The organism is Bacteroides sp. ZJ-18 (assembly GCF_011038705.2).
Lineage (GTDB): Bacteria > Bacteroidota > Bacteroidia > Bacteroidales > Bacteroidaceae > Bacteroides > Bacteroides hominis.
Genome location: NZ_CP072198.1, coordinates 3,116,716 through 3,143,281, shown reverse-complemented (window position 1 = coordinate 3,143,281; position 26,566 = coordinate 3,116,716). Strand labels below are relative to the sequence as shown.

General features: G+C 42.0%; 17 protein-coding genes. 5 read left to right on the top strand and 12 right to left on the bottom strand.

Going from position 1 to position 26,566, the window contains the following annotated elements; translation table 11 throughout:
• Positions 1 to 9 precede the first annotated feature (9 nt).
• Both G7Y45_RS12515 and G7Y45_RS12510 read right to left on the bottom strand, forming a co-directional pair.
• Positions 10 to 3,315 (bottom strand): SusC/RagA family TonB-linked outer membrane protein, encoded by a 3,306-nt coding sequence (locus tag G7Y45_RS12515; RefSeq protein WP_165014642.1) that lies wholly within the window; start codon positions 3,313 to 3,315, stop codon positions 10 to 12.
• Between the two features lie 130 nt (positions 3,316 to 3,445).
• The gene (locus G7Y45_RS12510; RefSeq protein WP_165014640.1) at positions 3,446 to 6,085 is read right to left on the bottom strand and encodes a zinc-dependent metalloprotease; all 2,640 of its coding nucleotides are present in this window, start codon (positions 6,083 to 6,085) and stop codon (positions 3,446 to 3,448) included.
• A 257-nt stretch (positions 6,086 to 6,342) separates the two neighbouring features.
• Between G7Y45_RS12510 and G7Y45_RS12505 the strand changes: the two genes are divergently transcribed.
• Genes G7Y45_RS12505 through G7Y45_RS12495 form a run of 3 tightly spaced genes read left to right on the top strand, consistent with a single transcriptional unit; the run spans position 6,343 to position 13,987 of the window.
• Complete coding sequence (locus G7Y45_RS12505) at positions 6,343 to 7,920, top strand: beta-N-acetylhexosaminidase (protein ID WP_165014637.1); 1,578 nt, start codon at positions 6,343 to 6,345, stop codon at positions 7,918 to 7,920.
• Positions 7,921 to 7,943: 23 nt separating this feature from the next.
• Positions 7,944 to 11,117, top strand: a complete 3,174-nt coding sequence (locus G7Y45_RS12500; RefSeq protein ID WP_165014634.1) for an exodeoxyribonuclease V subunit beta — start codon at positions 7,944 to 7,946, stop codon at positions 11,115 to 11,117.
• A complete protein-coding gene (locus G7Y45_RS12495; RefSeq protein WP_165014631.1) occupies positions 11,114 to 13,987 on the top strand; it encodes a PD-(D/E)XK nuclease family protein in 2,874 nt (957 codons plus the stop codon). Before G7Y45_RS12500 ends, G7Y45_RS12495 begins: the two co-directional genes overlap by 4 nt.
• A gap of 140 nt (positions 13,988 to 14,127) precedes the next feature.
• On the opposite strand, the gene G7Y45_RS12490 is transcribed toward G7Y45_RS12495, so the two are convergent.
• The 3 genes from G7Y45_RS12490 to G7Y45_RS12480 all read right to left on the bottom strand — a co-directional run bounded on the left by G7Y45_RS12490 (position 14,128) and on the right by G7Y45_RS12480 (position 16,685).
• The gene (locus G7Y45_RS12490; protein WP_005805597.1) at positions 14,128 to 15,255 is read right to left on the bottom strand and encodes a response regulator; all 1,128 of its coding nucleotides are present in this window, start codon (positions 15,253 to 15,255) and stop codon (positions 14,128 to 14,130) included.
• A gap of 34 nt (positions 15,256 to 15,289) precedes the next feature.
• On the bottom strand, positions 15,290 to 16,228 hold the full coding sequence (locus tag G7Y45_RS12485; protein WP_005777113.1) for a UDP-glucuronic acid decarboxylase family protein: 939 nt from the start codon (positions 16,226 to 16,228) through the stop codon (positions 15,290 to 15,292).
• A 139-nt stretch (positions 16,229 to 16,367) separates the two neighbouring features.
• Positions 16,368 to 16,685, bottom strand: coding sequence for a hypothetical protein (locus tag G7Y45_RS12480; protein WP_005805595.1), 318 nt, complete (start codon positions 16,683 to 16,685; stop codon positions 16,368 to 16,370).
• 243 nt (positions 16,686 to 16,928) lie between these two features.
• Here G7Y45_RS12480 and G7Y45_RS12475 point away from each other — a divergent pair, with 243 nt between their 5' ends.
• Complete coding sequence (locus tag G7Y45_RS12475; RefSeq protein WP_032537476.1) at positions 16,929 to 17,888, top strand: hypothetical protein; 960 nt, start codon at positions 16,929 to 16,931, stop codon at positions 17,886 to 17,888.
• Positions 17,889 to 18,136: 248 nt separating this feature from the next.
• Entirely contained in the window at positions 18,137 to 19,096 is a 960-nt protein-coding gene (locus G7Y45_RS12470; RefSeq protein WP_032530214.1) for a hypothetical protein, read from the top strand.
• A gap of 114 nt (positions 19,097 to 19,210) precedes the next feature.
• On the opposite strand, the gene G7Y45_RS12465 is transcribed toward G7Y45_RS12470, so the two are convergent.
• The 7 genes from G7Y45_RS12465 to G7Y45_RS12435 form a co-directional block, all read right to left on the bottom strand.
• Positions 19,211 to 20,191 (bottom strand): FimB/Mfa2 family fimbrial subunit, encoded by a 981-nt coding sequence (locus G7Y45_RS12465; RefSeq protein ID WP_005777106.1) that lies wholly within the window; start codon positions 20,189 to 20,191, stop codon positions 19,211 to 19,213.
• A 33-nt stretch (positions 20,192 to 20,224) separates the two neighbouring features.
• On the bottom strand, positions 20,225 to 21,784 hold the full coding sequence (locus tag G7Y45_RS12460) for an Mfa1 family fimbria major subunit (protein ID WP_005805588.1): 1,560 nt from the start codon (positions 21,782 to 21,784) through the stop codon (positions 20,225 to 20,227).
• A 38-nt stretch (positions 21,785 to 21,822) separates the two neighbouring features.
• A complete protein-coding gene (locus G7Y45_RS12455) occupies positions 21,823 to 23,274 on the bottom strand; it encodes a DUF3868 domain-containing protein (RefSeq protein WP_165014628.1) in 1,452 nt (483 codons plus the stop codon).
• Between the two features lie 25 nt (positions 23,275 to 23,299).
• A complete protein-coding gene (locus G7Y45_RS12450; RefSeq protein WP_022012890.1) occupies positions 23,300 to 23,866 on the bottom strand; it encodes a DUF3575 domain-containing protein in 567 nt (188 codons plus the stop codon).
• Positions 23,867 to 24,204: 338 nt separating this feature from the next.
• A complete protein-coding gene (locus G7Y45_RS12445; RefSeq protein WP_005777096.1) occupies positions 24,205 to 24,750 on the bottom strand; it encodes a ParB/RepB/Spo0J family partition protein in 546 nt (181 codons plus the stop codon).
• Entirely contained in the window at positions 24,747 to 26,051 is a 1,305-nt protein-coding gene (locus G7Y45_RS12440; protein WP_022012889.1) for a DUF3440 domain-containing protein, read from the bottom strand. The genes G7Y45_RS12445 and G7Y45_RS12440 overlap by 4 nt, the downstream gene beginning before the upstream one ends.
• Complete coding sequence (locus G7Y45_RS12435) at positions 26,048 to 26,443, bottom strand: hypothetical protein (protein WP_022012888.1); 396 nt, start codon at positions 26,441 to 26,443, stop codon at positions 26,048 to 26,050. Before G7Y45_RS12435 ends, G7Y45_RS12440 begins: the two co-directional genes overlap by 4 nt.
• Between the last annotated feature and the right edge of the window lie 123 nt (positions 26,444 to 26,566).

Here is a 26,566-nt window from a genome sequence, read left to right as displayed (position 1 = left end):
GCTTAATGATTAAAAATTTAAATTCAAGCTAAATGTAACTGATTTAGGAATGGGCGGTGCATACGGATTGTACATTGATTCCGGATCGAGGAAATTCTTGTAGCTTGAACCAAATACAAGTAGATTACGTCCTTCAATAGCTACCGAAGCTGACCCCATTCCCAAAGCTTTGGTCATTTTCTCCGGTAAACGATAACCTAAACGCAGATTCTGCAAACGGAAATAGTTCAGCTTCTTCACCCAAATATCCAGATTCCGATATATATCACTCTTTTGATCATACCAATAATACTCATCAGCACGTTTTTCACTGGTAATCAATGCCGGTAAATGTCCGTCGGTGTTTTCCGGAGTCCAACGATCCAAAATGTCACGATTCACATTCTGTCCCCGATCAAAATTGATAGAGTTATAGGAAGGGGTCGTACGTACATATCCCCCTAAATTAAAGGATAAATTCGCTGTCAACTCCCAGTTTTTATAACTGAATGTATTGATCAGACCACCGGTATAAGGAGTATCTTCCGAACCCATATATGAATAAAATCCACGTTCTTCTGCCGGAGTTACATCCGAACTAACCGTAAAACCTAATCCATAAGGATCCTGTAAGCGATACAGTTCTTTCAAAGTAACCTTCTTCCCTTCTTTATCATAGAACAGAGGATAACCATCCGCATCCAATCCGGCAGTCTTTATCGCAAAAATAGCACTGACCGGATATCCTTCACGCCCCGGAGTAGTCTGAGCCTCCGGAATAGCTTCCTGCAATACCTTGTTGTTATTGTAGGCAAAGTTGAAGTTCGTATACCATGAGAAATTTTTGGTAGCAACGTTTCGTGTGGAAAGAGATACTTCCACACCTTTATTGGTCATACTCGCCCAATTGACACTGGTCGAAACAAAACCGGTTTCAAGAGGCAACATTTGTCTTCCGATCAGATCTGTACCTTTACGATAGTAATAATCCACACTCAGGTTAATTGCCTGATTGAGTACCGAGAAATCAAACCCAACATTCACGGATTGAGTTTTCTCCCAACGAAGCTTCTTGTTCGGAGCCGAGTTTATATCGATCATATGTTCGGATCCACCCGGTAAAATATTGTCTACCACATATTTGCCCAACAAGAAAGGAGAAGTGTTTTTATCTATATTTCCCTGAATACCATATGAAGCACGGAATGCAAGATTATCCATCCACTTTCTGGCTCCCTGCATAAAAGGTTCATTCGATAACCGCCATAATCCACTTATTGAATACAGAGGGAGATAACGGTACTTCTTATCGACACCAAATAAATCCGAACCGTCAAAACGGATGCTTCCTCCGAATGTATAACGGTTCATCAACGAATAGGAAGCTGTGGAGAAGAAAGAAACATAAGCATTCTCTTTATACGTTTTCTTATGGAGTGGAAATTGTTTGGCACGATCTTCGTCCGGAAAGATAACCGGCTTCGTAGTCAACGTCTGTCTGTCGAAGCCATATCCCGCGGAAAAGAGTGTCTCATACCAGGTTTTACGCAATTCAGTACCCACCATTATTTCCAGTTCATGAATATCATTGAAGCTATCCCGATATTCTCCCATTGCCTTCCAGGTAATCTGAGAATTCGTGTTTTCATATGCTTTGTGCACGCCTCCGTCCGGTATGAAGTATTTGTTGCTTTGAGAAGCAGAATCCCAATATTTACTGTTCTTACGGGTTAAACGCATTGAGAAACTTTCCTGGTCGGCAATCTGTTCTTTTGAGGCCTTATCTAATTGCAACCCAAGCTGGGTAGTAAACTTCAGCTTATCATTGAATCTCAGTTCAGCATCGAAAATAGATGAAATCGCATTGATCGTCTCTTCGTTCGATGTATTTTTACGTTCCTCAAAAATATTAAAACCTAAATCTGTATCAGAAGTATTTTGTACATCGAAATCGTACACGTAATTTCCATTTGCGTCGAAAGGCTGATAATATGGATTAGCCTTGCGTGAATAGTAAACCGGATTCACTAATCCGTACGTATCTGTCAGGTAAGTTTTGTTATTACGACGGTTGGCAAACAAAGAAGCACCGAACTTTAACATGCGGTTGACTTTATACGAAGTCTTCGCTACAATATTCAAACGATCCAACCCAACACCTTTTACGTTACCGTTTTCTTTATAATATCCGATAGAGGTATAATAGGTTACACGTTCGTTACCTCCCGAAAGGCTCAAACTATACTCCTGATTAAAAGCATCACGAAAGAGAATATCATTCCAATCGGTTTCAGTATCCCGTAACCGGTTGATATCGGCTTGCGCTTCAGAAGTCAATGCTCCCCAGCCCCCGTTTTTGTATGCATCGGTCAGACCGTAGCCGGAAATGATTTTAGAGACTCCACCCTTATTATTCCCATAGGCAAAATTAGAACGGAGCAGTTCAAGTTCCAGATCTACTTTCTCCTGAGAGTTCAACAGATTCAAACGCTTGGAACTCAGTGTAGGCATATAAGTAAACTTTGAAGAAAAGTTAATCACCGGCTTCCCTACTTTTCCTTTTTTAGTAGTTATCACAATCACACCATTTGCAGCGCGAGCCCCGTAAATGGCAGTAGCAGCCGCATCCTTCAGTACGGTAATATTTTCAATATCCGCAGGATTCAATCCGGCAATAGACGACTGTTGTATATTAGAAATATCATTCAAGATCTCTGGCTGAGGTACATCCGTACCTTCCAATGGAATACCATCCAGAACCCACAACGGATCCTGAGTTCCATTTAATGACGAAGTTCCACGAATACGTATTTTTGCCGGTGCACCGGGTGCACCGGAAGTAGAGGTTACGGAAAGTCCGGCAATTTGTCCGGCCAATGCCTGATCGATACTTTTTACAGCACCAATAGTTTCATCCGAAATGTTCAGCTTCCCAACGGCAGCTGTCAGTTTACGACGTTCTACAGTTTGATAACCGGTCACTACTACTGCATCAAGCATTTGTGCCGATGGAGAAAGAGTTATTTCATATTGATTCTTCCCGGGAACAAGCTTAATTTCCTGCACATCATATCCTACATAACTACAGAATAGACGAGTTACTCCCTCGGGTACTGAAATATTGAATTTACCATTTATGTCGGTAATCACTCCTGTCATTGTCGGAGAGTTGCCGTCTTTTGACAGATCCTCTGCCTTTATATAGACAGAAGCACCTATCAACGGCATATTATCTTCCGATGAGATCACCACTCCTTGAACTTGCCTGTCGGCGGCAAATGCAGAAGTCAATGCTCCGACAAAAGACAATAAAAGAATAAAAACGTGTCTTTTCATTTGTTACATCCTATAAAATTAATACTCATTTTGAAAACTGTCTTTTATTTATATAAATACACAAAGCCCCTCGCTCAGCAAATAAAATCGTTGAGTGTTTGTCAGAGGGAACTTTGTGTTTTTGGTGTATTTACTTAGAAATGCCTAACGCAGTGTTGATACGCAAAATCAAATCTTTATAATGATATTTGGTGGCTACATCCGATGTACCCAAACGGCTCTGGAGCAAATCTTTAATGCGGAGCAGCTCTCCCCGTTTCACTGAAATGGCATCGGAAATACGATTTATCTGAGAACCATAAAAATTCAGTTCACGGCGTGCCCCCATACGGTCGGCGTATGCCGAACGATGTGCATGATCGTCACAACTGCAAAGCGGTGCCTGATGATCGAACAAGAAATGATTATCGGTCAACTTTTTGTTCACCTTCACTCCTTCGCTTTCGGCAGCAGCAGTAATCAATGCATCTACAAAGCCTTTTTGCAAATTGCGGGTCATCACATCGGGTAAGCCGCCACGCTCGGTTACGGCAAAAATCCCCTTATGCAGACCATCCATCATTTCCACGGCTGTGAAAGCCTTTCTGCCGTTTACAGACTCATTCTCAAGCATACGCATCAGGCGATTATTTGATAGCAAGTCCCAAAAGATATAGGACTGTGCATTTTTCAACACTTGAGTCGGTGCATTCTCCACTACTCCTAAAGGTGTATTTCTGAGCAGATAAGTATATTGTGCAACCTCCGGATCGAACAACCACTTAGGATAACACAATACTTCATCGAGCAAAAACTTCAAAGCAGCCTGCTGCTTCTCTTTTTCCACAAACGTATAAGTCTTCTCGCCATCACCTACGGTTGTATTCTCAATATAGATACCCCCGATATTTGCCATCACATGATAGAGATAATTATTCCATTGATTGATAACTGCGTAATACAAACGTGACGCCTCTTCGTATGTTTGCCCTTTCTCCCCGGTAGTGGTCCACTGGATTATTTGAGGAACAATACGCTTCAAATTGGCAATACCATACTGCGAAGAACGGATGGGGTCATCACCAAGATCCTCGTTCTGCGCACGAGGGTCAACGGCATCCCGGGGATCCTGTGCCTCGCTATACTTGTAAAGCCGATCGGTATGTTTTGCCAGAAAATCCTGCAACAATCCTTTTTCTTCTTCCGGAGTCTGTTTGCCATACCAACGGTAACCGTATTCTATGGCAAAAATATCATAAGGTCCGATATGAGGTGACAAAGCTTTCACACCGTCACCGGGCTGTGCCACATAATTAAAGCGGGCATAGTCCATTATGGATGATGAAGTAGAATTCATCCGGTCGGTAAATGCTTTCGAACGAAGAGAGTCGGTAGGAAAAGCCCAAGAACCCATCATATTATGACGTAACCCGAGTGAATGCCCCACTTCATGGCAAGCGACAAAACGCATAGCATCCCCCATCAGACTATCCGGCAGTGTTACGCCGCGAGCTTCGGGACGAACCACACCGGTTTGTACCGTAATCCACTCCTGAAGCATTGAAAGCACATTATGCCACCACATTATATCAGCCTCAAGTATTTCCCCCGAACGCGGATCAAGAATAGAGGGTCCCATTGCATTTGCCTTGGTAGATGCGGCATATGTCAATACAGAGTAGTTTACATCATCCATATCCACCTCCATATCATCGGTAATATCTTTGGCTATAATGGCATTCTTAAATCCGGCACGCTCAAAAGCTACCTGCCAGTCTTCAATTCCCTGTTTGATATACTTCCTCCACCGATAAGGCGTAGAGTTTTCTATATAAAATACAATGGGCTTCTGGGGCTCTACCAGTTCACCGCGCAGATATGCTTCCCTGTCCTCAGGCTTTGGCTCAAGACGCCAGCGGGTAATGAATTGTTTTTTATTCACCCGTTGTTGACCATCACTGAAGTTAGTCAGAGGATTAGTAAAATACCCCACGCGAGGATTATCCAGACGTCCGGTCATCGGCACTTCGGGAAGCAACAGGATAGATGAACTTACCTCCACTGTCACGTAGATAGTAGTAGTCCCTTCTGTGACACGTGTAGTGAGTTCTGAAGTTGCCACTACATTATTATCGAAAGACTTAATGGATAAAATTCTCGATAAGTTCTTTATAGCCGATGTTCCCAGATTAATATTGGTAAATACGTTATTAATACTTGTCTCCGTACCATCATATATATCGTTTACCTTAATCAACATGCTGGTAGAGTCATTATTATATGCCTCTATCTTGAAACCGGCTATTAACGGAGATATATAGTTGTCCTTCACCGATTGGCTGATAGCATCTTCGGATGGAGAAAGAGGCAAGGGCCGACTTTGACGGATTAATAATTTATTAGCCGGCTTGTCCAGCTCCAAACAGATCATTTGGTTCTCATAGTTAGTTCCGCGGTTCACTCCGGCCTCATTCAGTTCCGAAGGTACTCGTTGCAGTTTATTTACTACCAGCATATCACGTCCCAACAAAGTGGCGGGAATCTCAAAGTAGTAATCATTCTTCTTCCGGAACACATTGAACATACCGCGATGAGCGACACTATCGCTTCCCGTCAGTTTCTCATACTCATTCTCAACTTTGACGCTGTCTTGGGGATTACTCTTCTTTTTCTTTTTCGAGAACCATCCCATTTCAGAAATAGCGGGAGGTTCAACACGCATAGCAGCGACAGGCTCGCACAAAAATGAACCGGTGGCCACAGTGGTCAGTAGGATTGTTTTTAGTCTCATGTTAAATCTAATTAGCACTTAACCTTATTCTACGCTATGGAATAAGGGGGCGCAAAGGTAACAAAATAGCCCATAATACCTAATAAGAATGATACATTTTGACTTTTTTTCTCTATTTCATGAGTAAATATCACATTTTTATGCAAGTTTTCGATTAAAAAGAAAGTTCAGTTCTCCCCTCTTTCTGTGCTGAAGTGTCCGTTTTCTCGTACAATAATCGTATATTTGCCGCGAAACTAATTAAATAAATTAATCCCATGAAAAACTATTTAGGACTGATTTTCCTTCTTTTTGCCTTTACGGCAATTGCACAAAACAATCGTTCGGCCCTGTTGCCTATGCCCAATCACATAGAGCAACTGCAAAGTAAACCTTTTAGCCTGACAAGCAAAAATATCTCTATTCATCCAGAGCAACCGGAACTTAAGTTTGCGGCTACCACCCTGCAAGCCATCCTGAAAGATCGGATGCAAATAAATATCCCTCTTTCCGGCTCACGGCAATCAGCCATCCGGTTAACTATTGATCCGCAACTAAACGGGAAAGAACATTATAAACTCAAAATAGATCAGAAAGGAATTACCATTAGCGGAGCCAGTGCAGCAGCTGTCTTCTATGGGGTAATGACGGTTGATCAAATACTTTTAGGAGATGTATGTACCACCAATCGGAAAGAAATGGCTGCAGTCAGCATTGATGACGCTCCACGCTTTGAATATCGGGCTTTAATGCTCGATCCTGCCCGGCATTTTTTACCGGTAGAAGATGTAAAATTCTACATTGACCAAATGGTACGATACAAATACAATGTGCTTCAACTTCACCTGACAGATGATCAGGGATGGAGAATGGAGATCAAAAAGCACCCGAAGCTTACAGCCGGACAACCTTTTTATACTCAGGAAGAACTAACCGATCTGATTCATTATGCAGCTGAACGCCATATTGAAATAATCCCGGAACTGGACATTCCCGGGCATACGGTTGCTGTATTAGCTGCTTATCCGGAATTGGGATGTACACATACCGATACCATTGAAAAGAATGTGGGTAAAACAGTAGATTTAATGCTTTGCGCCAATAATGAAAAGGTATACACGGTATACAAAGACATTATTGACGAAGTAAGTGCTCTCTTCCCTTCACGCTATATCCATTTGGGAGGCGACGAGGCAGTAATAGAAAAAAACTGGACCAAATGCGAACGCTGCCAAAAGATGATGAAAGAACTGAAATATGAAAAAGCATCTCAGTTAATGATTCCTTTCTTCGACCGAATGCTCAGTTTTGTACGGGCAGATGGAAAACAGCCGATCCTTTGGTGCGAACTGGATAATATTCGTATGCCTGCCAATGACTATCTGTTTCCTTACCCCAAAGATGTGACACTCGTAAGCTGGAGATACGGATTGACACCTACTTGCCAGGAGCTGACCCGACAGCACGGCAACCCTCTGATCATGGCACCGGGAGAATTTGCATACCTCGATTATCCCCAGTTTAAAGGTGATCTTCCGGAATTCAACAATTGGGGAATGCCTGTCACAACGCTCGAAACTTGTTATCAATTTGACCCGGGATACGGAAGACCTGCATCCGAACAAGCACATATTCTGGGCGTAATGGGAACGCTTTGGGGAGAAGCAATAAAAGATATCAACCGGGTAACGTACATGACCTATCCTCGCGGACTGGCATTGGCAGAAGCCGGATGGACCCAAATGGAACATCGCAGCTGGGACTCTTTCAAAGAACGGTTATATCCGAACCTGACCAATTTAATGAAAAACGGTGTTTCAGTGCGCGTGCCGTTTGAAATAGTAAAAAGAAAATAATTATTATCCAACATAAACTGTGAATGAGCGAACTTATTGTCTATAAAGCCTCTGCCGGTTCCGGGAAAACATTCACCCTGGCCGCTGAGTATATCAAGTTGCTAATACAAAACCCGCGTGCCTACCGCCAGATATTGGCAGTGACTTTCACCAATAAAGCTACTGCCGAAATGAAGGAACGTATTCTCAGTCAGCTATATGGAATACATATAGCTGACCCGGACTCGGATGCGTACCTAAAACGCATCATCGCTGAGACAGGCCGTTCGGAAGATGAAATACGAAAAACAGCTGGCATAGCTTTGAGCTACATGCTCCATGATTACAGCCGGTTTCGTGTCGAAACCATCGATTCCTTTTTCCAATCCGTCATGCGTAATCTGGCCCGTGAACTTGAGCTGAGTCCCAACCTGAATATCGAGCTGAATAATATTGAAGTATTAAGTGATGCCGTAGACAGTATGATTGAAAAATTGGGCCCTAATTCACCGGTATTGGCATGGCTACTTGATTACATAAACGAACGCATTGCTGATGACAAACGCTGGAATGTTTCGGATGAGATTAAAAATTTCGGACGCAATATTTTTGATGAAGGGTATATTGAAAAAGGTGACGGTCTCCGTCAACGTCTTCGCGACCCGAATGTAATCCGCGAGTATCGCAAGACATTAAAAGAGATGGAAACAGCCGCTCTTGAACAAATGAAAGATTTCGCTCAGCAGTTTGAAAATGTACTTTCCAGCCAATCGCTAAAGCCAACTGATTTAAAAAACGGTGCTAAAGGGATAGGAAGCTACTTTAATAAGCTCAGGAATGGTATATTAGGGGACGAAATAGCGAATACAACCGTAGTAAAATGTCTGGAGGACGAAACAAACTGGGCTGCCAAAACTTCCAGATACTATACTGACATCATCGTATTAGCCTCCTCCATCTTAATGCCGCTTCTGCAAGATGCTGAGCAACATCGCTCACGCAATAACCGGATTGTTAACAGTTGTCGGCTCTCAATGCAGCATTTAAACAAAGTACAACTATTGGCTAATATTGATGAAGAGGTACGTCAACTGAATCGTGAAAACAATCGCTTTCTCCTTTCAGACACCAATGCTCTGCTCCATCAACTGGTAAAAGACGGAGATTCTTCTTTTGTGTTTGAGAAAATCGGAACAAACATCCGTAATGTGATGATTGACGAATTTCAGGATACCAGCCGGATGCAATGGGATAACTTTAAACTGTTACTTCTTGAAGGCCTCTCACAAGGAGCGGACAGCTTGATCGTTGGTGACGTCAAGCAATCTATATATCGCTGGCGAAACGGTGATTGGGGCATCCTGAACGGATTGAACAAACGCCTTGGATACTTTTCCATCCGTACAGAAACACTGAAGACCAACCGACGAAGTGAAACTAACATCATACGGTTCAACAACAGTATCTTTACGGCTGCTGTAGATTATCTGAACGAAATACACAATAAGCAATTGGGAAGCATTTGTGAGCCTTTAATTAATGCATATGCTGATGTGGAGCAAGAATCCCCCCGGAACGAACAAAAAGGATACGTTAAAGTCGAGTTTCTCGAATCAGATGAAAAACACGATTATACCGACCAAACCCTTATCAGCCTCGGAGCGGAAGTAGAACATCTGATACAATCGGGTATAAAGCTGAACGATATCGCCATTTTGGTAAGAAAGAATAAAAGTATCCCCCGCATTGCCGATTACTTTGACAAACAACTGCATTATAAGGTTGTGTCTGACGAAGCCTTCCGGCTTGACGCTTCACTTGCCATCTGCATGATGCTGGATGCCCTGCGCTATCTTTCCGATCCGGAAAATCGGATTGTAAAAGCTCAACTTGCAACTAACTATCAGTTACAAGTACTTCATACCGAAAACAATCTTAATTCACTGCTCTTCCATAAGGCTGAAGAACTATTGCCTTCTGTTTTTCTGGAAAGGATGGCAGAACTCCGTCTGATGCCTCTTTACGAATTACTGGAAGAACTTTTCAACCTCTTTGAGCTGCACCGCATCAAGCAGCAGGATGCTTATTTATTTGCTTTCTTTGATGCAGTGACCGATTATCTTCAAAACCATTCTTCAGATACGGACAGCTTTATCCGATACTGGGACGAAACTTTATCTGGTAAAACAATACCAAGCGGTGAAGTAGAAGGCATACGTATCTTCTCCATCCATAAGTCCAAAGGGTTGGAATTTCATACAGTACTTCTCCCCTTCTGCGACTGGAAAATGGAAAATGAAACAAATAATCAACTCGTTTGGTGCGTACCCCAAGAGTCTCCTTTCAACGAGTTAGATATTGTACCGGTAAACTATTCTTCTGCGATGGCAGAATCGGTATACCAGAATGACTACTTGCACGAGCGCTTGCAACTTTGGGTAGACAACCTGAACCTGCTCTATGTAGCATTTACCCGTGCGGGCAAGAACCTGATTATCTGGAGTCGGAAAGGACAAAGAAACACAATGTCTGAGTTATTGGCCGGAGCATTACCGCAAGCAGCCTGTAAGTTGGAGCAGGAGTGGGACGAGGAGCAAGTATATGAGTTTGGTGACCTCTGCCCGTCCGAAGATGAAAAAATGGTCGATTCAGGCAACAAGCTTACACGCAAACCCGAGAAACTTCCGGTTAGCATGGAATCCATGCATCCGGATATTGAGTTCCGGCAATCAAACCGTTCAGCCGATTTCATAAAAGGACTTTCCGAAGAAGAATCGGATGATCGCTTCATAAATCATGGACAATTATTGCATACACTGTTTTCTGCCATTGAAACGAAAGAAGATATAGAATCTGCCATCCAAAAACTGGTATTCGAAGGTGTTATCGGCAGCAAAGAGACAGAAGAGGAAATACGTACTTTGACCATGAAAGCCTTTTCTATGCCTGAAGTACAGAAATGGTATTCCGGCGAGTGGAAATTGTTTAACGAATGCGCCATCATCTACAAAGATAAAGGAGTATTGCAAACCAGGCGCCCTGACCGAGTGATGATGAAAGACGGGCAAGTCATCGTAGTGGATTTTAAGTTTGGTAAAGAAAATAAGAAGTACAACAAACAGGTGAAAGGATACATGCAACTCCTCTCCCGAATGGGATATAAAAACATCACAGGCTATCTGTGGTATGTGGAAGAAGAAATAATTGAAAAAGTATGAAAACATTTCTCCAGTTGGTCGCACAGGACCTCTATAGCAAGATAGGGAACGATCTGTCACGTACAGCTATCGTTTTCCCAAATAAACGTGCCAGCCTGTTCTTTAACGAGCATTTAGCCAACCAATCCGATCAACCACTTTGGTCACCTGCTTATGTGAGCATCAGCGAACTGTTCCAACAGCTTTCAGTCTTGAAGTTAGGAGATCCGATTCGTCTGGTATGTGAACTCTACAAGGTATTCCGTGAAGAAACGAAAAGCGAAGAATCACTTGACGATTTCTACTTCTGGGGTGAGCTACTGATAAGCGACTTCGATGACGTGGACAAAAATATAGTTGATGCCGACAAGCTATTTACCAATCTTCAGGACCTGAAAAACGTCATGGACGATTACAACTTTCTCGACGAAGAGCAAGAACAAGCGATCCAACAGTTTTTCCTGAATTTCTCTATTGAAAAGCGAACACTGTTAAAGGAGAAATTTATCTCACTTTGGGATAAATTGGGTAATATATATCGTCAGTACCGAAGGAATCTGGAAGAATCAGGACTTGCATATGAAGGTATGCTCTACCGGAACGTCATTGAACACCTTGAGCCTGAATCATTGAAGTACGATCGTTACGTATTTGTCGGCTTCAATGTACTGAACAAAGTAGAGACCCACTTCTTCCGGCAATTGCAGAGTACGGGAAAGGCCCTGTTCTATTGGGACTACGATGTATTTTATACTCAACTTCCTTCACAACACAAACAACGCCACGAAGCCGGAGAATTTATAAATCGTAATCTCAAACTGTTCCCCAACGAGCTTCCGGCCGAATTGTTTGATGAATTGAGAAAACCCAAGAAGGTCCGTTTTATCTCTTCACCCACCGAAAACGCTCAGGCCCGTTATCTGCCCGAATGGATCAGAGAGAACCTGAGTAGTGAAGAAAAAGAAAATGCTGTCGTTCTATGTAATGAAGCCTTACTCCTTCCTGTCTTGCATTCCATCCCGGAAGAAGTAAGGAACGTTAATATCACCATGGGATTTCCACTGGCACAAACGCCGGTATATAGCTTTATCAATGCCATACTCGAACTGCAAACCAGCGGATACCGTACAGAATCAGGAAGATACACTTATGAGGTCGTACAAACTATATTAAAACATCCGTATACCCGTCGTCTTTCGGACAATGCCGAACCATTGCAACGGGAACTCACTAAAACCAACCGCTTTTATCCTTTTCCTTCCGAATTAAAGAAAGACAGGTTTTTGGATTTATTATTCACTCCCCGTAATGGCATTCGGGAGCTCTGTATTTATATCACGGAATTACTGAAAGAGGTATCTATTCTATACCGTCATGAGCAGGAGAATGATGATATTTTCAACCAACTGTACCGTGAATCTCTTTTTAAGAGTTTCACTCTGGTAAACAGGTTACTCAACTTGATTGACAACGGTGAACTGCAAGTGCGTATAGAAACTCTGAAACGCCTGCTGAACAAAATATTAAATGCCGCCAATATCCCCTTCCATGGTGAACCGGCCATAGGAATGCAGATAATGGGAGTTTTGGAAACACGCAATCTTGATTTTCGTAATCTGCTCCTCCTCTCGCTTAATGAAGGACAGTTACCTAAATCGGGAGGCGAATCATCGTTTATTCCATATAACCTACGTAAGGCTTTCGGCATGACTACCATTGAACACAAGAATGCAGTTTATGCCTATTATTTCTATCGCCTGATTCAGCGGGCAGAAAATATCACCCTGATGTATAACACTTCATCGGATGGACTAAACCGGGGAGAATGGTCACGCTTTATGCTACAGTTCCTGATCGAATGGTCACATGAAATCAGCCGTGAATATCTGGAAGCAGGCCAATCACCACAAAACAGCCGGAACATCCGTATCACAAAAACACCGGAAATCATTGATCGTTTATACCAGACCTACGATTTCTCACATAACGCCGATGCCTTGATGCTTTCTCCATCGGCACTGAATACATATCTCGACTGTCGACTGAAGTTTTATTTCCGTTACGTGGCATGTCTCAAAGCCCCCGATGAAGTCAGTGCAGAGATTGATTCCGCTCTGTTCGGAACTATCTTCCACCGTTCGGCTCAATTAGCCTATCTGGACCTGACAGCCCACAAGCAAGAAATACACAAAGAAGATATTGAACGTTTGTTGCGCGATAATGTCCGTCTGCAAAATTATGTCGATACAGCTTTCAAAGAAGAATTTTTTCACGTTCCTCTTGACGAAAAGCCCGAGTATAACGGAGTACAATTAATAAACTCAAAGGTTATCACTTCCTATCTCCGCCAGTTGTTACGTAACGATCTGCAATATGCTCCTTTCCGAATGATAGGTATGGAACAGAAAGTAACGGAAGATATCCAGATAGAAGGCCCCAAAGGAATGTTATCATTAAAGATCGGAGGTACGATTGACCGTATGGACAGTAAAGAAGGTACACTTCGGATTGTGGACTACAAAACCGGAGGAAGCCCCAAAGTGCCGGCGAATGTGGAGCAACTATTCACACCTGCCGAAGGGCGTCCCAACTATATTTTTCAAACCTTTCTTTATGCCGCCATCATGGCACGCCAACAAACATTAAAGGTGGCTCCTTCTCTATTATATATCCATCGGGCAGCTTCCGAAAGCTACTCTCCTGTAATTGAAATGGGAGAAGCACGCAAACCCAAACTACCTGTCGATGATTTTTCTGTTTATGAAAAAGAGTTCCGCGAACGACTATTGGCACTACTTGAGGAAATATACAACGACCAAGAGGAGTTCACCCAAACTGAGGATCTAAAGAAATGCGAATATTGCGATTTTAAAGCTATGTGTAAACGATAAAAAGCTCCCACTGGTATAATCACACGAATGAATCAGACAAAATAAAATGGTGCAGACTTATTTTTAGAAATATAGTCTGCACCATTTTTATCTACTTGAATAGTCTGATTCTCAAACGATCTACCCAAACTGCTGAAGCCTTATTTTTTCAGTGGAATAGAAAAATAGAAAGTTGAGCCTTCACCCTTAACAGAAGTAAACCACAACTTACCTCCATTCTTCACTACGAAATCCTGACACAACAGCAATCCAAGTCCCGAACCTTCTTCATTATTAGTCCCGAAAGTACTGAAGTGCGTATCAGTGTGCAATAGTTTCTTCTGACTTTCTTCATCAATACCACATCCGCTATCCTTCACACTAACGATTGACATTCCATCCATATCTTCTACTTTTATAAGGATCTCAGAACCTTCATTACTGAATTTGATAGCATTGCTTATTAAATTGCGTATAACTGTTTTTATCATATCAATATCAGCATATACAGCCTGATGTTCCGGTGCTTCAATACGTAAATGAATATTCTTCAAACCGGCCACCATTGAGAAAATCTCTCCAACTCCCTCCACAACTTCAACCATGTCAATATCCTGATATACAACTTTAAGTTTACCTATCTGACTTTTTGTCCACTTCAACAAGTTGTCCAACAGAGAAAATACATCTTCAGTAGTCTGATTAGCCATGGTCAGCAGTTCGTACATGTCTTCACCTATTTTTTCTTTGGGCAAACTCAAGATCAGCATATTAAGTACCATCTTAATAGATCCCATAGGCGAACGAAGATCATGAGCTATAACCGAATAGAGCTTATCACGCCCGATAATAGTCTTTTTAAGCTCCTCCGTTTTAGCTTCAATAATACGTTTGGCTGCTACTAAAGAAATTTGGTGTGTGACACGGATTATCAACTCTTCCTTATTAAAAGGTTTAGATATAAAGTCATTGCCACCTACCTGAAAACCTTTCACTATATCGGCAGTGCTATTCAGTGCTGTCAAAAAGATAATTGGAATATGAGCTGCTTCGGGATCAGCCTTTAATTTCTGAGAGACTTCAAAACCGCTCATGTCCGGCATCATCACATCCAACAATATCAAATCCGGATTCTCTTTTTTCACTTGATCCAGTGCCTGGGTTCCATTACAGGCTGTCACTATGTTAAACTTCTCATTGGTCAACAATACTTTCAGCAAAAGGACATTTGACATTACATCGTCTACAATGAGAATTTTATATTCCGAGGGATTAATTTCCATATTCATCTTTATGTAGCTTTAATCTTGAGTTCTTATTTTATTATAACGTGTACTTCTTTTTAAAATAATCAATCATACGATCCAGACCTTCATCCAACAAAATTGTAGGCTGCCATCCCAGCTTTTCCTGTGCCAAACTGATATCAGGCTTACGCTGTTGAGGATCGTCATGAGGCAAAGGTTTGAAAGTTATCTTTGACTTCGACCCGGTTTTCCGGATAATCATCTCTGCCAACTGAAGCATGGAAAATTCATTGGGATTACCAAGATTTATAGGTCCCGTAAAATCATCATCCGTATTCATCATCCGAATCATACCTTCGACCAAGTCATCTATATACTGAAAGCTACGGGTTTGCTCACCGGTCCCATAGATAGTTATATCATCGTTCTTCAACGCCTGAATGACGAAATTAGAAACCACTCTCCCATCATGGGGCAGCATCCGTGGACCGTATGTATTGAAAATACGAACAATTTTAATACGTACGTTATTCTGGCGGTGATAATCCATAAAAAGGGTCTCAGAGCAGCGTTTCCCTTCATCATAACAAGAACGGATACCTATCGGATTGACATTTCCCCAATAAGATTCCGGTTGCGGATGTACCTCCGGATCACCATAAACTTCACTGGTCGAAGCCTGCAGAATTTTAGCATTAAGCCTTCTGGCTAATCCTAACATATTGATAGCTCCCATCACCGATGTTTTAATGGTCTGAATAGCGTCGTACTGATAATGTATGGGAGAAGCCGGACAGGCAAGATTGTATATTTCGTCTACTTCAGCACTATATGGGAATGTTATATCATGACGTACCACTTCAAAATGGTGATTATCCATTAAATGGATAATATTTTCTTTTGATCCGGTAAAAAAATTATCCAGACAAATGACGTCGTGTCCCTCGTTGATTAGCCGAGTACAGAGATGTGAGCCAATAAACCCGGCACCTCCGCTAACTAAGATTCTTTTCATGTAATTATTTTATAATGACAGAGGGCAAACGTGCGCCCTCTATCATTTAGATCTGCACAAATGTAAACGATTTGATTAAAATATGCAAGTTTTCCGAACACATATTTTTAATAAAAAGCCGCCAATTCTAAAAATTCATTTATACTCCGAACGTGCTGCGCCAGCTTTCAAATTCCGCTTTTTTTTCTTCCGGAATGCTGATTTCCATTTCATCTGCTCGACCCGTCTGTACCAATGTGTGTTCAACAAACTTCTCAATCATGGCATTACTCAGCATAACACACTTCAGTACAATCTCATATGCATGATAAATACGATCAAAAGCATTGAACTGCGAATACAAAAAACAAAGATGACGCGCCGAATTATCGTGTGCACTCCAACAATCTCCTTCCTTATACAAAAAAATACGGCTTTTATTGTCTATTTCTCTAAATAATACTTTTTCTAAATCCATAATAATCATTTTTAGGGGTTTAACATAAAAACGGAACTTCCGACTCGGTGTATACAAAGCTACATCAGGATCAGAAGATATTCGTGACCGATAGAATGTTTCTGTTTCAGAAATGCTTTCTCTCTATCTACATTAAGCGGTATCAACTCACTTATTATGCAAATAGAGGCTGCAAATGAAAAAATAGTTGCGAATACCGAAACAAGCCAGGGTGCAAATATGTTAAACAAAGAAACAAAGGCTATGATAATAAACGAATTAAATACAGGCTTAATAGAAGCCGCAAAAGAAAAAGTTCCGGCCGGAGCCAATCTGGCAAATACATTGATGGATATCTTATATATAGGTAAAGAAGCTATCTATCGCCGCCTGCGTGGAGAAGTACCATTTACACTGGCAGAAGCTGCTGTCATTTCAAGAAAATTAGGAATATCGCTCGACAAAATGATTGGTGTGAGTTTCAGCAATAACGCAGTATTCGATCTTAATGTAGTACACCATAGTAACACATTCGAGACTTACCATGACATCCTCACAAGATATGTCAATGCATTCGACAGTATCCGTGAAGACCCTACAACAGAAATGGCAACGTCATCGAATATTTTGCCTCAGGCACTATATCTCAAGCATGATATTCTTTCGAAATTCCGTTTGTTTAAGTGGATGTATCAGAACGAAAATATCAGATGTAAACACTTTGACGAACTGGAGATTCCACACAAAATATATGATGCCCAAAAAGACTTCGTCAACATGACACAGCAGATGAGAACTACAGATTACATCTGGGATAATACCGTTTTTGAACATGTTGTGAGAGACATACAGTTCTTCTCGGAAATCCATCTGATATCTGAAGAAGATAAAGAAATGATAAAAGATGATTTACTACTTCTGACGGAAGAATTGGAGGAACTCGCCGGGAAAGGTAAATACGAAACCGGCAATGATGTACGCATCTATATTTCGAATATTAAGTTCGACGCCACTTACAGTTATGTGGCAACCAGCAACAGTCACATCAGCATGATACGTATATATTCTATCAATGCCATTACTACCCAGGATGACGGCATGTTCCGCAGTTTGAAAGAATGGGTGCAGTCACTCAAGAAATTCTCAACACAAATATCCGAAAGCGGAGAGATGCAACGTATACGCTTCTTTAAAGAACAGCGTGAAATAATAAACACCTTGTAACTTTCTTAAAACGAAAAACGAAACAACTGGGGAGAATAGTGACAATTATCGAAAACAGGTGGCATTGCCATCTGTTTTTTTTCATTCCCAACCTGTCTTTCCGACAATTATTTCCCAATCAGAAATACCTTCTTTTTTCCACACATGATATGCCACACAAAAGTTCGGGTTACTTACTCTATATTTGTATATGCCACAAGCTATTACAATTATTACAATATTATTAATCAATAACCCAAATGGCAGTTATGAAAAATTATATCGTTAACGAGCTTATTGCAGCAATGAAAGAGCGGATTCCCCGGGGAATAAATCTGGCTAACTATCTGACAGATGCGCTATGCATGGGAAAAGAAGCTGTATACCGAAGATTACGGGGAGAAGTAGCCTTCACTTTCGACGAGGTTGCACTGGTTTCATGTAAACTGGGGATATCAATCGACCAGATTATTGGGAACCACCAGTCAAACCGGGTGACTTTCGACCTGAACTTACTGCATTCACCCGATCCCCTGGAGAGTTATTATGAAATTATAGAGCGTTATCTTCGCATCTTCAATTATGTAAAGGACGACAGTAGTACGAAGATATATACGGCTTCCAATGTGATCCCTTTTACTCTTTATTCTTCGTATGAATACCTATCGAAGTTCCGTTTATGCAGATGGATTTATCAGAACGGGAAAATACGTACTCCTAACAACTTGTCGGGTATGCAAATACCCGTCAAAGCGGTAAATGCCCACAAGTTATTGAGTGAAGCAGTTAAGGCGTGCAGAAAGACTTGTTTCATATGGGATAGTAACGTATTCTACTCGTTCGTGAAAGAAATGAAATACTTTGCCGGATTAAATCTGATCTCGGAAACAGACCTGATGCATTTAAAAAACGAACTGGTACTGTTGCTGCATGAATTGGAACAAATATCCGCAAAAGGAGAATTCGGTAACGGAAACAAAGTGGCCATTTACTTATCGAATATCGACTTTGAGGCAACCTATAGCTATATAGAAAAGAAAGATTTCCAGATCAGTCTCCTCCGGGTATATTCCATTAATTCGATGGATTCTCAGAGCCCACGAATTTGCGGGATACAAAAAGATTGGATACAATCGTTAAAAAGACACTCTACACTGATCTCAGAGAGCGGAGAGGCACAAAGAATCAGCTTTCTTGAACAGCAAAAAAGTTTTATCGACACATTATAAGCTTACCCGACGAAGATATGCATAAAAAAGATGGCTACGCCCTTTAGTATATAGGGTGTAGCCATCCCGACGTTTGGGTGTAGCCATCCGCCCCAGATGGCTACACCCTCCCACCTAAACTCCATCGACCTCTTGTTTCCGAATCAACCAACCGTTGATCTGCACGTCCACACTAATATAGTTTCCATTGCTATCCATGCCCTTAAAGAACAAAATGATACCATGCTTATCAGCACGATCCAGATATTCCTGCAGAGGTAAATCAGAATATTGCTGAAGCCTCAACGCGTTGAGATACTTATTCAGAGAGATGTCAAGAATCACATTGCCCGATGGCTTATGTGTAATAACCAATCTGTTTTCTTTGTCAGTCATCAGTCGCAATGTGTTCAGTTCGGCTATAGCTCCGGTTTCAGAATCGTTTTCGGTATGGTAAGTAGTATATTCTACTTTCTCGTCCGTTTCATCTCCCAAAAGCCCGTTTTCATGATCGTACCTTCCATTGGGTGAAACGATCCGAAAATCATAATCATCCACATCAATGTTGCTATCATCAAGCATTTGCATGATAATGCGAAATTTTTTCGTATTTTTCAGCAACGAGACAGTAGTGACATCATTATTATATTGCGGAGACACTTCTGCCTGCTTGCCATGCCATAGCAGATGGAGTTCCCTGTCGACCACTCCCCCACCACTCCGGGTTTTCAAGTTATTGACGCTGACCTCCAGATCCGCCAGTGTAGATACTCCGGGAGTGAGTGCAACCTTATCATACGACTCGCCGTACAATCCGGACCAAGCAACAAAAATATACTTCTTGCCTGCCATGGATTGAGGTAAAGTCATCAGATAATCCGGTGCAAAAGCACCGGATTTTTCTTCAAGTTCTGTCACAAATACGCCTTTTTCATCGAATACATACAAGTTCATCTTGGTTGCCTGCTTATGAAACAGGTCTATGTATTCCAGGTTGTAGTCGTATACAAAGCGGACATAAGAGTTGCAATCTTCATCCATCCCGTCTCTGACGCAGGAAGCACATAGCAGAAGGCAGCAACATGCAACCTGTATGTATCCGATAAATCTGTTCATAGCTACTTCAGTTTAGTTTAAATAAGAAAGAATTTATAAAAGTTCCTCTACATTCTGATTACGGATATACCACCGCATAATGTTGACATCTGCCGAGATCCAAGAGGTATCTTCATCATCCGGATCTGTTCCCGGAGGATTGATCACCGGCTGTCCCGGACCAATAATCTTATTGATGCTAAGTTGGTAAACGTTATTACGCACTACACCATAACGTCCATATCCCATCAGTACGGGTACCATATTATTGGAGAAATGGCGAATCAGGACAGTATAATAGCACACTCCTTCATAGTAGAAATTAAGGCCACCCACCGAAAATGAAGCCGTAGGCGAGTTAAACGCATTCGGATTCCATGCCAGTACATCGTTGATAGCCTGTTCCAATCCGGCGTCACGCAATTCCTGAGGAATCAGGTTCCTGTCATTCACCATGTCTCTCATGGCTTCTACTCTGATAGCATTACCTTTGAAATAGTAGAAGCTGATGCCACCACTGTTACGAGTTGCAACCGATCCAAAGCCATTCGGTGTATAAGTACCACTGATCACTACGCGGGTAGTAACGTCATGGCGCTGTTCAACAGCTTCCATTGTATTTTCCAGAGTATAATCATAATCATCAAAATCCTTCGTCAACTCCGGAGTTCCGGACAGGTATTCAAATTGCCCGGCAGGATTTCCACCATTCCATGCACTGAATCCGGTAAAGTTCGGGTCCTCGGCATATCGTTCTTCCCTGTATCCGCTATTGAGCTGTTCCATTTCGCCCGGCACACCACCCGAATTAGCGATAAAAGTCATTTTACGCATCCAATAAGTATACTGGTTGGTTACATCCAGCCCCCATTTCAAATTATCAATCCGGTCTCCGTGCGGCACTACTTCAGGCACCCCACTAACAACCACTTTTGCTACTGCACGCTCTACTTCTACCCTCACCGGATTTTCCTCAGCCATCCGCTGATTATCCTTCAGCTCTACTTCAGGAACAAAAATAAGATCCTGATGATTGGTCATATAAAAGTTATTGTCTGCGGCAATACCATAAGGCTGTATCAACGACTCTTTTGTCATGTTGGCAGCACGTGATAAATAACTTCTGGGATTTCCTTGTTCGGTTATTTCCAGTAATTCGCCGGGAGGATTGATCAGAATAAGCAATTCATAGTCCTGCTTCACCACTTCACGCCCCACCGTCACAAAACGGCTCACTGTAGGAGTAGCCGAAGGCACGTCTTCTCCTCTGACTACATCTCCTCCGGTAAATTCATTCACTCCATCAGTAGATACATTCAGGTCCCAAGAGTATCGCACCGTATTATTCTTGGTTTCATACAGCACCATGCGTACATGATTTACCACCTGTTCTTCTGTACGTCCCGAGGTTGTCGGGTCGACTGCCACCCGGGTACCGGCCAACGAACCGGTAGATAAGCGCATGGAGAGAAACGCTTTCTCCGTTGGTTCCGGCACTTCTTTACCGGGACTGCCGCCAGGGTCAAAATTCTCTTCATCGCTACAAGATACCATCATCATCATTCCGGCTCCGATTGCGAGGCCGAACATTAGTTTTTTCCATTCTACTTTCATAGTTCTACAATTGTTTAATTAATAAATACATTTATTGGTCACTCCTGGGTTTTTAGCCAAGCCGCTAACTGCCCCATATTGTATACTGCCGTTTGTATACCGGCATTTATTGCTTTCTCCAGATATTCTCCTCCTTTCCCATATTCCTGTTTCATCAGGTAGGCCACTCCTAAATTATTCCACGCTTCGGGCATATCCAGCTTTTGCAGACGAATAATAGCAGCATCTACAGCACCCTTCTCCAATTCGAGTGCTGCCGTATTAAGCTGTGCTATCGGATCATCGGGATAAATACGAGCAGCTATGTCGAACACTTCTTTAAACTCCTTGCTATCCTTGGGATAGGTATCGGCTACAAGAAACATCTCATTCAGACTGAGATACCGGGGTTTTGTTTTAATCAGTTCTTTTGCTTCATCTATATTGAAAGCACGTGCCACATAGGCAATGGTATATTCGTTACGACGCAAAGGCGGATAATAGTCTTGCAATAGCATTCGGTAGGTAACGCCCCCATTCAAAGCTTGCAACCGATTCTTTCGCCGGGTAATATCAGTCTCCCCATCAATAAGAGCGAGTATAACCTCTTTATCATTCAGGCGAGAAACTGCGACTTCATTACGCAGACCTGTCCAGTCTTCTCCCTTCCAATCAACGGTTAACAAAGACCTGTCAACTCCCCCACGATTCCGCAAATAACCGACCAACGCCAATGCCCGATTTTCCGACAACTTCATGTTACGATTGTAATTGCCCTCAGGTGATGCATAGCCTGTAACCTTAAATTCCGTTACAGTCAGGTTGGAGTCATTATGTATCTCATGGACAATCCGATCTACTTCAGCAAGTACATTGGCATTATTCTTATAATTGCGTAACAAAACGTGTTTATCTACTTCGAAATTCAGACGGGCCGTATGCGCCTCGCTACGTTGCTTCAACGGTTCCACCGGTGGAGTTACATAGCTCAATTCATACCGGGGCGTAAACACTTCGTCAAATACCGATGTCATGACAATATGCTCATCCCGCCCGACAGCACAATCGGCACAACCGGTCACTTTTTCATAAAAAACAAATCTTGACTGCCGCATCCATTCATCATATGGTAACCTGAGATGGATATCCACCATCTGGGGCATTCCGTTTTTCCGTTTTTCGACAAGCATAGGAAGCGTATCAAAATCAGCAGAACCAAAAGCCAAAGCTCGTTTCAGGGCCCGATATCGCTTGGATCCGGCAATCACTACAGGAGCAAACTGTTTCTGTTCCCCGCCTCCGGCAGATTGCAGAATCGGTGTAAGTACAACCATTTGCTGACTACCCAACTTCACGGTTTCCAAATCAAGGGATACATCCAGATTCAACTCCCCTCCCTTCCGGACTACATGATGCTGTCCAAAAACGATATGACCTTGATAAGTATTTTGCGCTTGAATGCCCATGCTATAAAGGACAAAACCCAATATCAGAAAATAAAACCTTTTCATATCTTTCATTTTTAAAAAATTCAACTTAGCGAATAAAATAGACTAAAGAGACAGCTGCTTTAGTAGGACCTACATAATTTTTATGTCCACTCTTTATTTTAGGGCTACAGTTCACACAACGATATTTATCGTATACCCAATGAGCATATCCCACTCCGACCGAGGCTTCCAGGCTCCAACGCTTACTCAGCACCCACTGATGTCCCACACTGACGCCTCCTCCATAGAAATACCCTTCATAACGATGATCTTTGAGTGAAGGAAACATCTTAAAAGGCAAATGGATACCGGCCACGCTAAATTCACCCCCATGCAGGTGTAGTCCCCAGAAGGTCCCATTGAAACGTTCGCAGGTCCAGTAACGAAATTCCGGCTGTACCAGCCAATGCTTGAAACGCTTGTTCCCCCCCAACGTAAACGGATTGTAACCGCCATACAGATCGAGTGTGGTTTTCTTGCCCAGCCCTATCTCCAATGCCAGATTCGGTGTAGTGGTAGCATCATACAGAAGGTTGTTTTTCAGAGCGACATGCTGTGCACTTATAGCTACTGAAATCGATATTGCGGCTCCAAACAGAATTAGCTTTTTCATACTCGTTTCTTCTATTATATATACTGACTAAAAAACTTGCTCAAAATGAACATGACAAATATCGCGGAATTGTATCATTCCGGGAATTGTATTCATTTCTCTTATAGAAGAAAAAAGAATAATAAAAATTCTAATAATGAGGCTTTAATGAAATGAAGTTGCTAAATGTAAAAAAGGGAGGGGAAAGTTCTGCGTAGTTTCGCTTTCCGCAAACAAAACAGCAGTATGTTGCGATCCGGGCAAAAAGAAGGGGCAAAAAAACAGGCATAGATTCTACACAGAATATGCCCGTCAACGATGGGATATATGCTTGTAAAATCTATGCCTGCAAGATTAATTTAACGGGCAGGCTTCTTATCAACATTTCCCGGCTGGTCCTCTTCAGGAATACTAAAGTCGCGGTTGGCAAACAGATCAGCCAGACCCGATATTTGCTTTAAGCGCAACAACTCATCCCGATCCATACCAATATTCTTCATTATCCATTGGTCGGACATGCCTGCTTTATCCAGTTCGGCAACAATGTGACACATCAATTCTATATTGTGTGTACCCCGGGCACGATTATGGCGGATAGTGGAACTCATACGATTGGAAAGATCTTTGTCGATCACCACTACAGGCAACATCCCATTTTCTCTCTGAAAGATACGTTTGGAGGTCTTCAGCACAGAATAACGATGGAAACCATCGACAAGGATATAAATATCCTTCTCCTTATCATAATAACAAACGCAAGGCATAGTGAACCCATCCTCCCAGATAGAAAGTTCAAGGAGCTTCATTTCCGGAGGAGCCACTATATTGGGATTGTAATCATTGGCCTGTACTTTTTCAACCGGAACCGCAATTACATTATATACCGGACTTTTCTTTATACTCATTGCAATATGTTTTTATATTGTTCGATTACTTGATTTCGTTTACTCATCTCCTCTTTCGTCGGAGAGAATCCCATATACTTGCAAGCATGATCATTTTTCAAGATACAGATACACATACGCTTGTAAGTGGGAATTTCCCTGAATTCCGGAATATCGACATCATCCTGATATTCCATACGAACCGGTTTCTTGTTCGTTTTATAGTTGGAGCTATCCATAACGATAATAGGCACTTTTGCCGCATTCAGTCTACGAATTGTTTCGTCACTCAGACATCCTCCTTTTGTACGCCAAAACTGAACGCTGACCTGCAACTTACGAAGATATCCGTTTCGGGTTCGATCGGGTAAAGTGGAAAGCAGGAAATACATAAATTCCCGCCAGGTATATCCTTCCGGAAGTTTGATGGACTGCCATCCCATCGCATGAGTTCCTCCATACATACTCGTAAAATTGACCCCATTGACACGGCCTATCATTTTCCCCCATGTATTCGGATCAATAGCACGATAAAGTGCCAGGCTCTCTTGCGCCTCACCTATGAACGGACTGGCTACACGCTGACGCTCCAGATTAACCCCTGCCCAGTAATAATAATCATATAGTTTATTGTAATCCCACTTAAATTTCCCGTTAGCTGTCCATACGTCCGTTGTCTTCCAGTCATATATAGGGTATGCATTAAAGATGTCGTTTCCCACCTTTGAGGTCCATCGATAGCGATGATACATCTGATATTTACGATTGAGATAGATACAACGCCAACGGTTGAAACTTTCTTGTGTACGGATACCAATCAGGCAACAAGTACGCACGGCATCCTTTTTAGTATGCAGCCAAGAAGCAAAACGCATCTGGAACTCATAGTCCCACATCTGTATATTATAAAAAGGAAAGTCTTCCTTCGTCATGGCATTCTCAGGCATCGGACGTACCCACAATTCCTTTTTGCTGTCCTCCCACGGACGCCAGAAAGACTGATACATGGATGTACAGGTTGCTACCCGGAACGGTACACAGACACGGTATACTTCCAGAATATCCTTATTGTCCTCCAACATACGGGCAATGTAATCGATTGTCATTTTATATTGTATCTCATAATCCATATGGAAAACCCCGAGTTTTATTTTCAGGTTATTCTTACGGATATAATCAATACATAAACTCAATAACACCCCGCTGTCTTTACCCCCCGAAAAGGAAAGATAGACATTATCAAACTCATTGAAAATGATACGCAAACGTTCCTGCGCTAACTCATATACATTTTTAGGAGTAGTTGCTGTTTTAGTCATCATTCATCTTTTTGCATTTTTACATAACGTTTCCATGCCTTCTCTACTATAAACCCATGTTTTTCAAACACTGCCTGATGCTCGACCATGACAACGGCACACAACCGTACTTCCGAGCCGATTGCCTCCAAGGTGGTGGTAATTAATGAAGAAAGTATTTCACGGTTATCATCACAGACATAATAGTTATTGATAACACAACCGCTTCTCCTCCGCTCCACCGGCATGAAGCCAACAACAGACTTTTTATCTACAGCAATGAACCACACATAGTGTTCAGTCGTTTTAAAAGGATAATTATTATTTGCACTCAAAACATCCGGATTCATCACTAACGGAGCTATAAGTTGGTATAAGCGTTTTTCTGTTCCTTGCACTTGTATTGTTTGTATCATGGTATCAAAGCCCTTTTGGTATATAATCTATGCAAATGGCAAAAATAGATAAAAAATGAAAGCAAAATGCAGATATAACTATAAAAAACCAAAAAGAAAAAAGATGGCACGATTATAAAACAT

What these genes read in the sequence shown, in the direction of transcription:
- G7Y45_RS12470 (WP_032530214.1), top strand. Translation starts at nt 18,137, where the DNA reads ATGAAAAATTATATCGTTAACGAGCTTATTGCAGCAATGAAAGAGCGG.
- G7Y45_RS12455 (WP_165014628.1), bottom strand. Translation starts at nt 23,274, where the DNA reads ATGAAAAGGTTTTATTTTCTGATATTGGGTTTTGTCCTTTATAGCATG.
- G7Y45_RS12490 (WP_005805597.1), bottom strand. Translation starts at nt 15,255, where the DNA reads ATGAATATGGAAATTAATCCCTCGGAATATAAAATTCTCATTGTAGAC.
- G7Y45_RS12515 (WP_165014642.1), bottom strand. Translation starts at nt 3,315, where the DNA reads ATGAAAAGACACGTTTTTATTCTTTTATTGTCTTTTGTCGGAGCATTG.
- G7Y45_RS12450 (WP_022012890.1), bottom strand. Translation starts at nt 23,866, where the DNA reads ATGAAAAAGCTAATTCTGTTTGGAGCCGCAATATCGATTTCAGTAGCT.
- G7Y45_RS12495 (WP_165014631.1), top strand. Translation starts at nt 11,114, where the DNA reads ATGAAAACATTTCTCCAGTTGGTCGCACAGGACCTCTATAGCAAGATA.
- G7Y45_RS12505 (WP_165014637.1), top strand. Translation starts at nt 6,343, where the DNA reads ATGAAAAACTATTTAGGACTGATTTTCCTTCTTTTTGCCTTTACGGCA.
- G7Y45_RS12440 (WP_022012889.1), bottom strand. Translation starts at nt 26,051, where the DNA reads ATGATGACTAAAACAGCAACTACTCCTAAAAATGTATATGAGTTAGCG.
- G7Y45_RS12460 (WP_005805588.1), bottom strand. Translation starts at nt 21,784, where the DNA reads ATGAAAGTAGAATGGAAAAAACTAATGTTCGGCCTCGCAATCGGAGCC.
- G7Y45_RS12445 (WP_005777096.1), bottom strand. Translation starts at nt 24,750, where the DNA reads ATGAGTATAAAGAAAAGTCCGGTATATAATGTAATTGCGGTTCCGGTT.
- G7Y45_RS12480 (WP_005805595.1), bottom strand. Translation starts at nt 16,685, where the DNA reads ATGGATTTAGAAAAAGTATTATTTAGAGAAATAGACAATAAAAGCCGT.
- G7Y45_RS12485 (WP_005777113.1), bottom strand. Translation starts at nt 16,228, where the DNA reads ATGAAAAGAATCTTAGTTAGCGGAGGTGCCGGGTTTATTGGCTCACAT.
- G7Y45_RS12475 (WP_032537476.1), top strand. Translation starts at nt 16,929, where the DNA reads ATGATAATAAACGAATTAAATACAGGCTTAATAGAAGCCGCAAAAGAA.
- G7Y45_RS12510 (WP_165014640.1), bottom strand. Translation starts at nt 6,085, where the DNA reads ATGAGACTAAAAACAATCCTACTGACCACTGTGGCCACCGGTTCATTT.
- G7Y45_RS12465 (WP_005777106.1), bottom strand. Translation starts at nt 20,191, where the DNA reads ATGAACAGATTTATCGGATACATACAGGTTGCATGTTGCTGCCTTCTG.
- G7Y45_RS12500 (WP_165014634.1), top strand. Translation starts at nt 7,944, where the DNA reads ATGAGCGAACTTATTGTCTATAAAGCCTCTGCCGGTTCCGGGAAAACA.
- G7Y45_RS12435 (WP_022012888.1), bottom strand. Translation starts at nt 26,443, where the DNA reads ATGATACAAACAATACAAGTGCAAGGAACAGAAAAACGCTTATACCAA.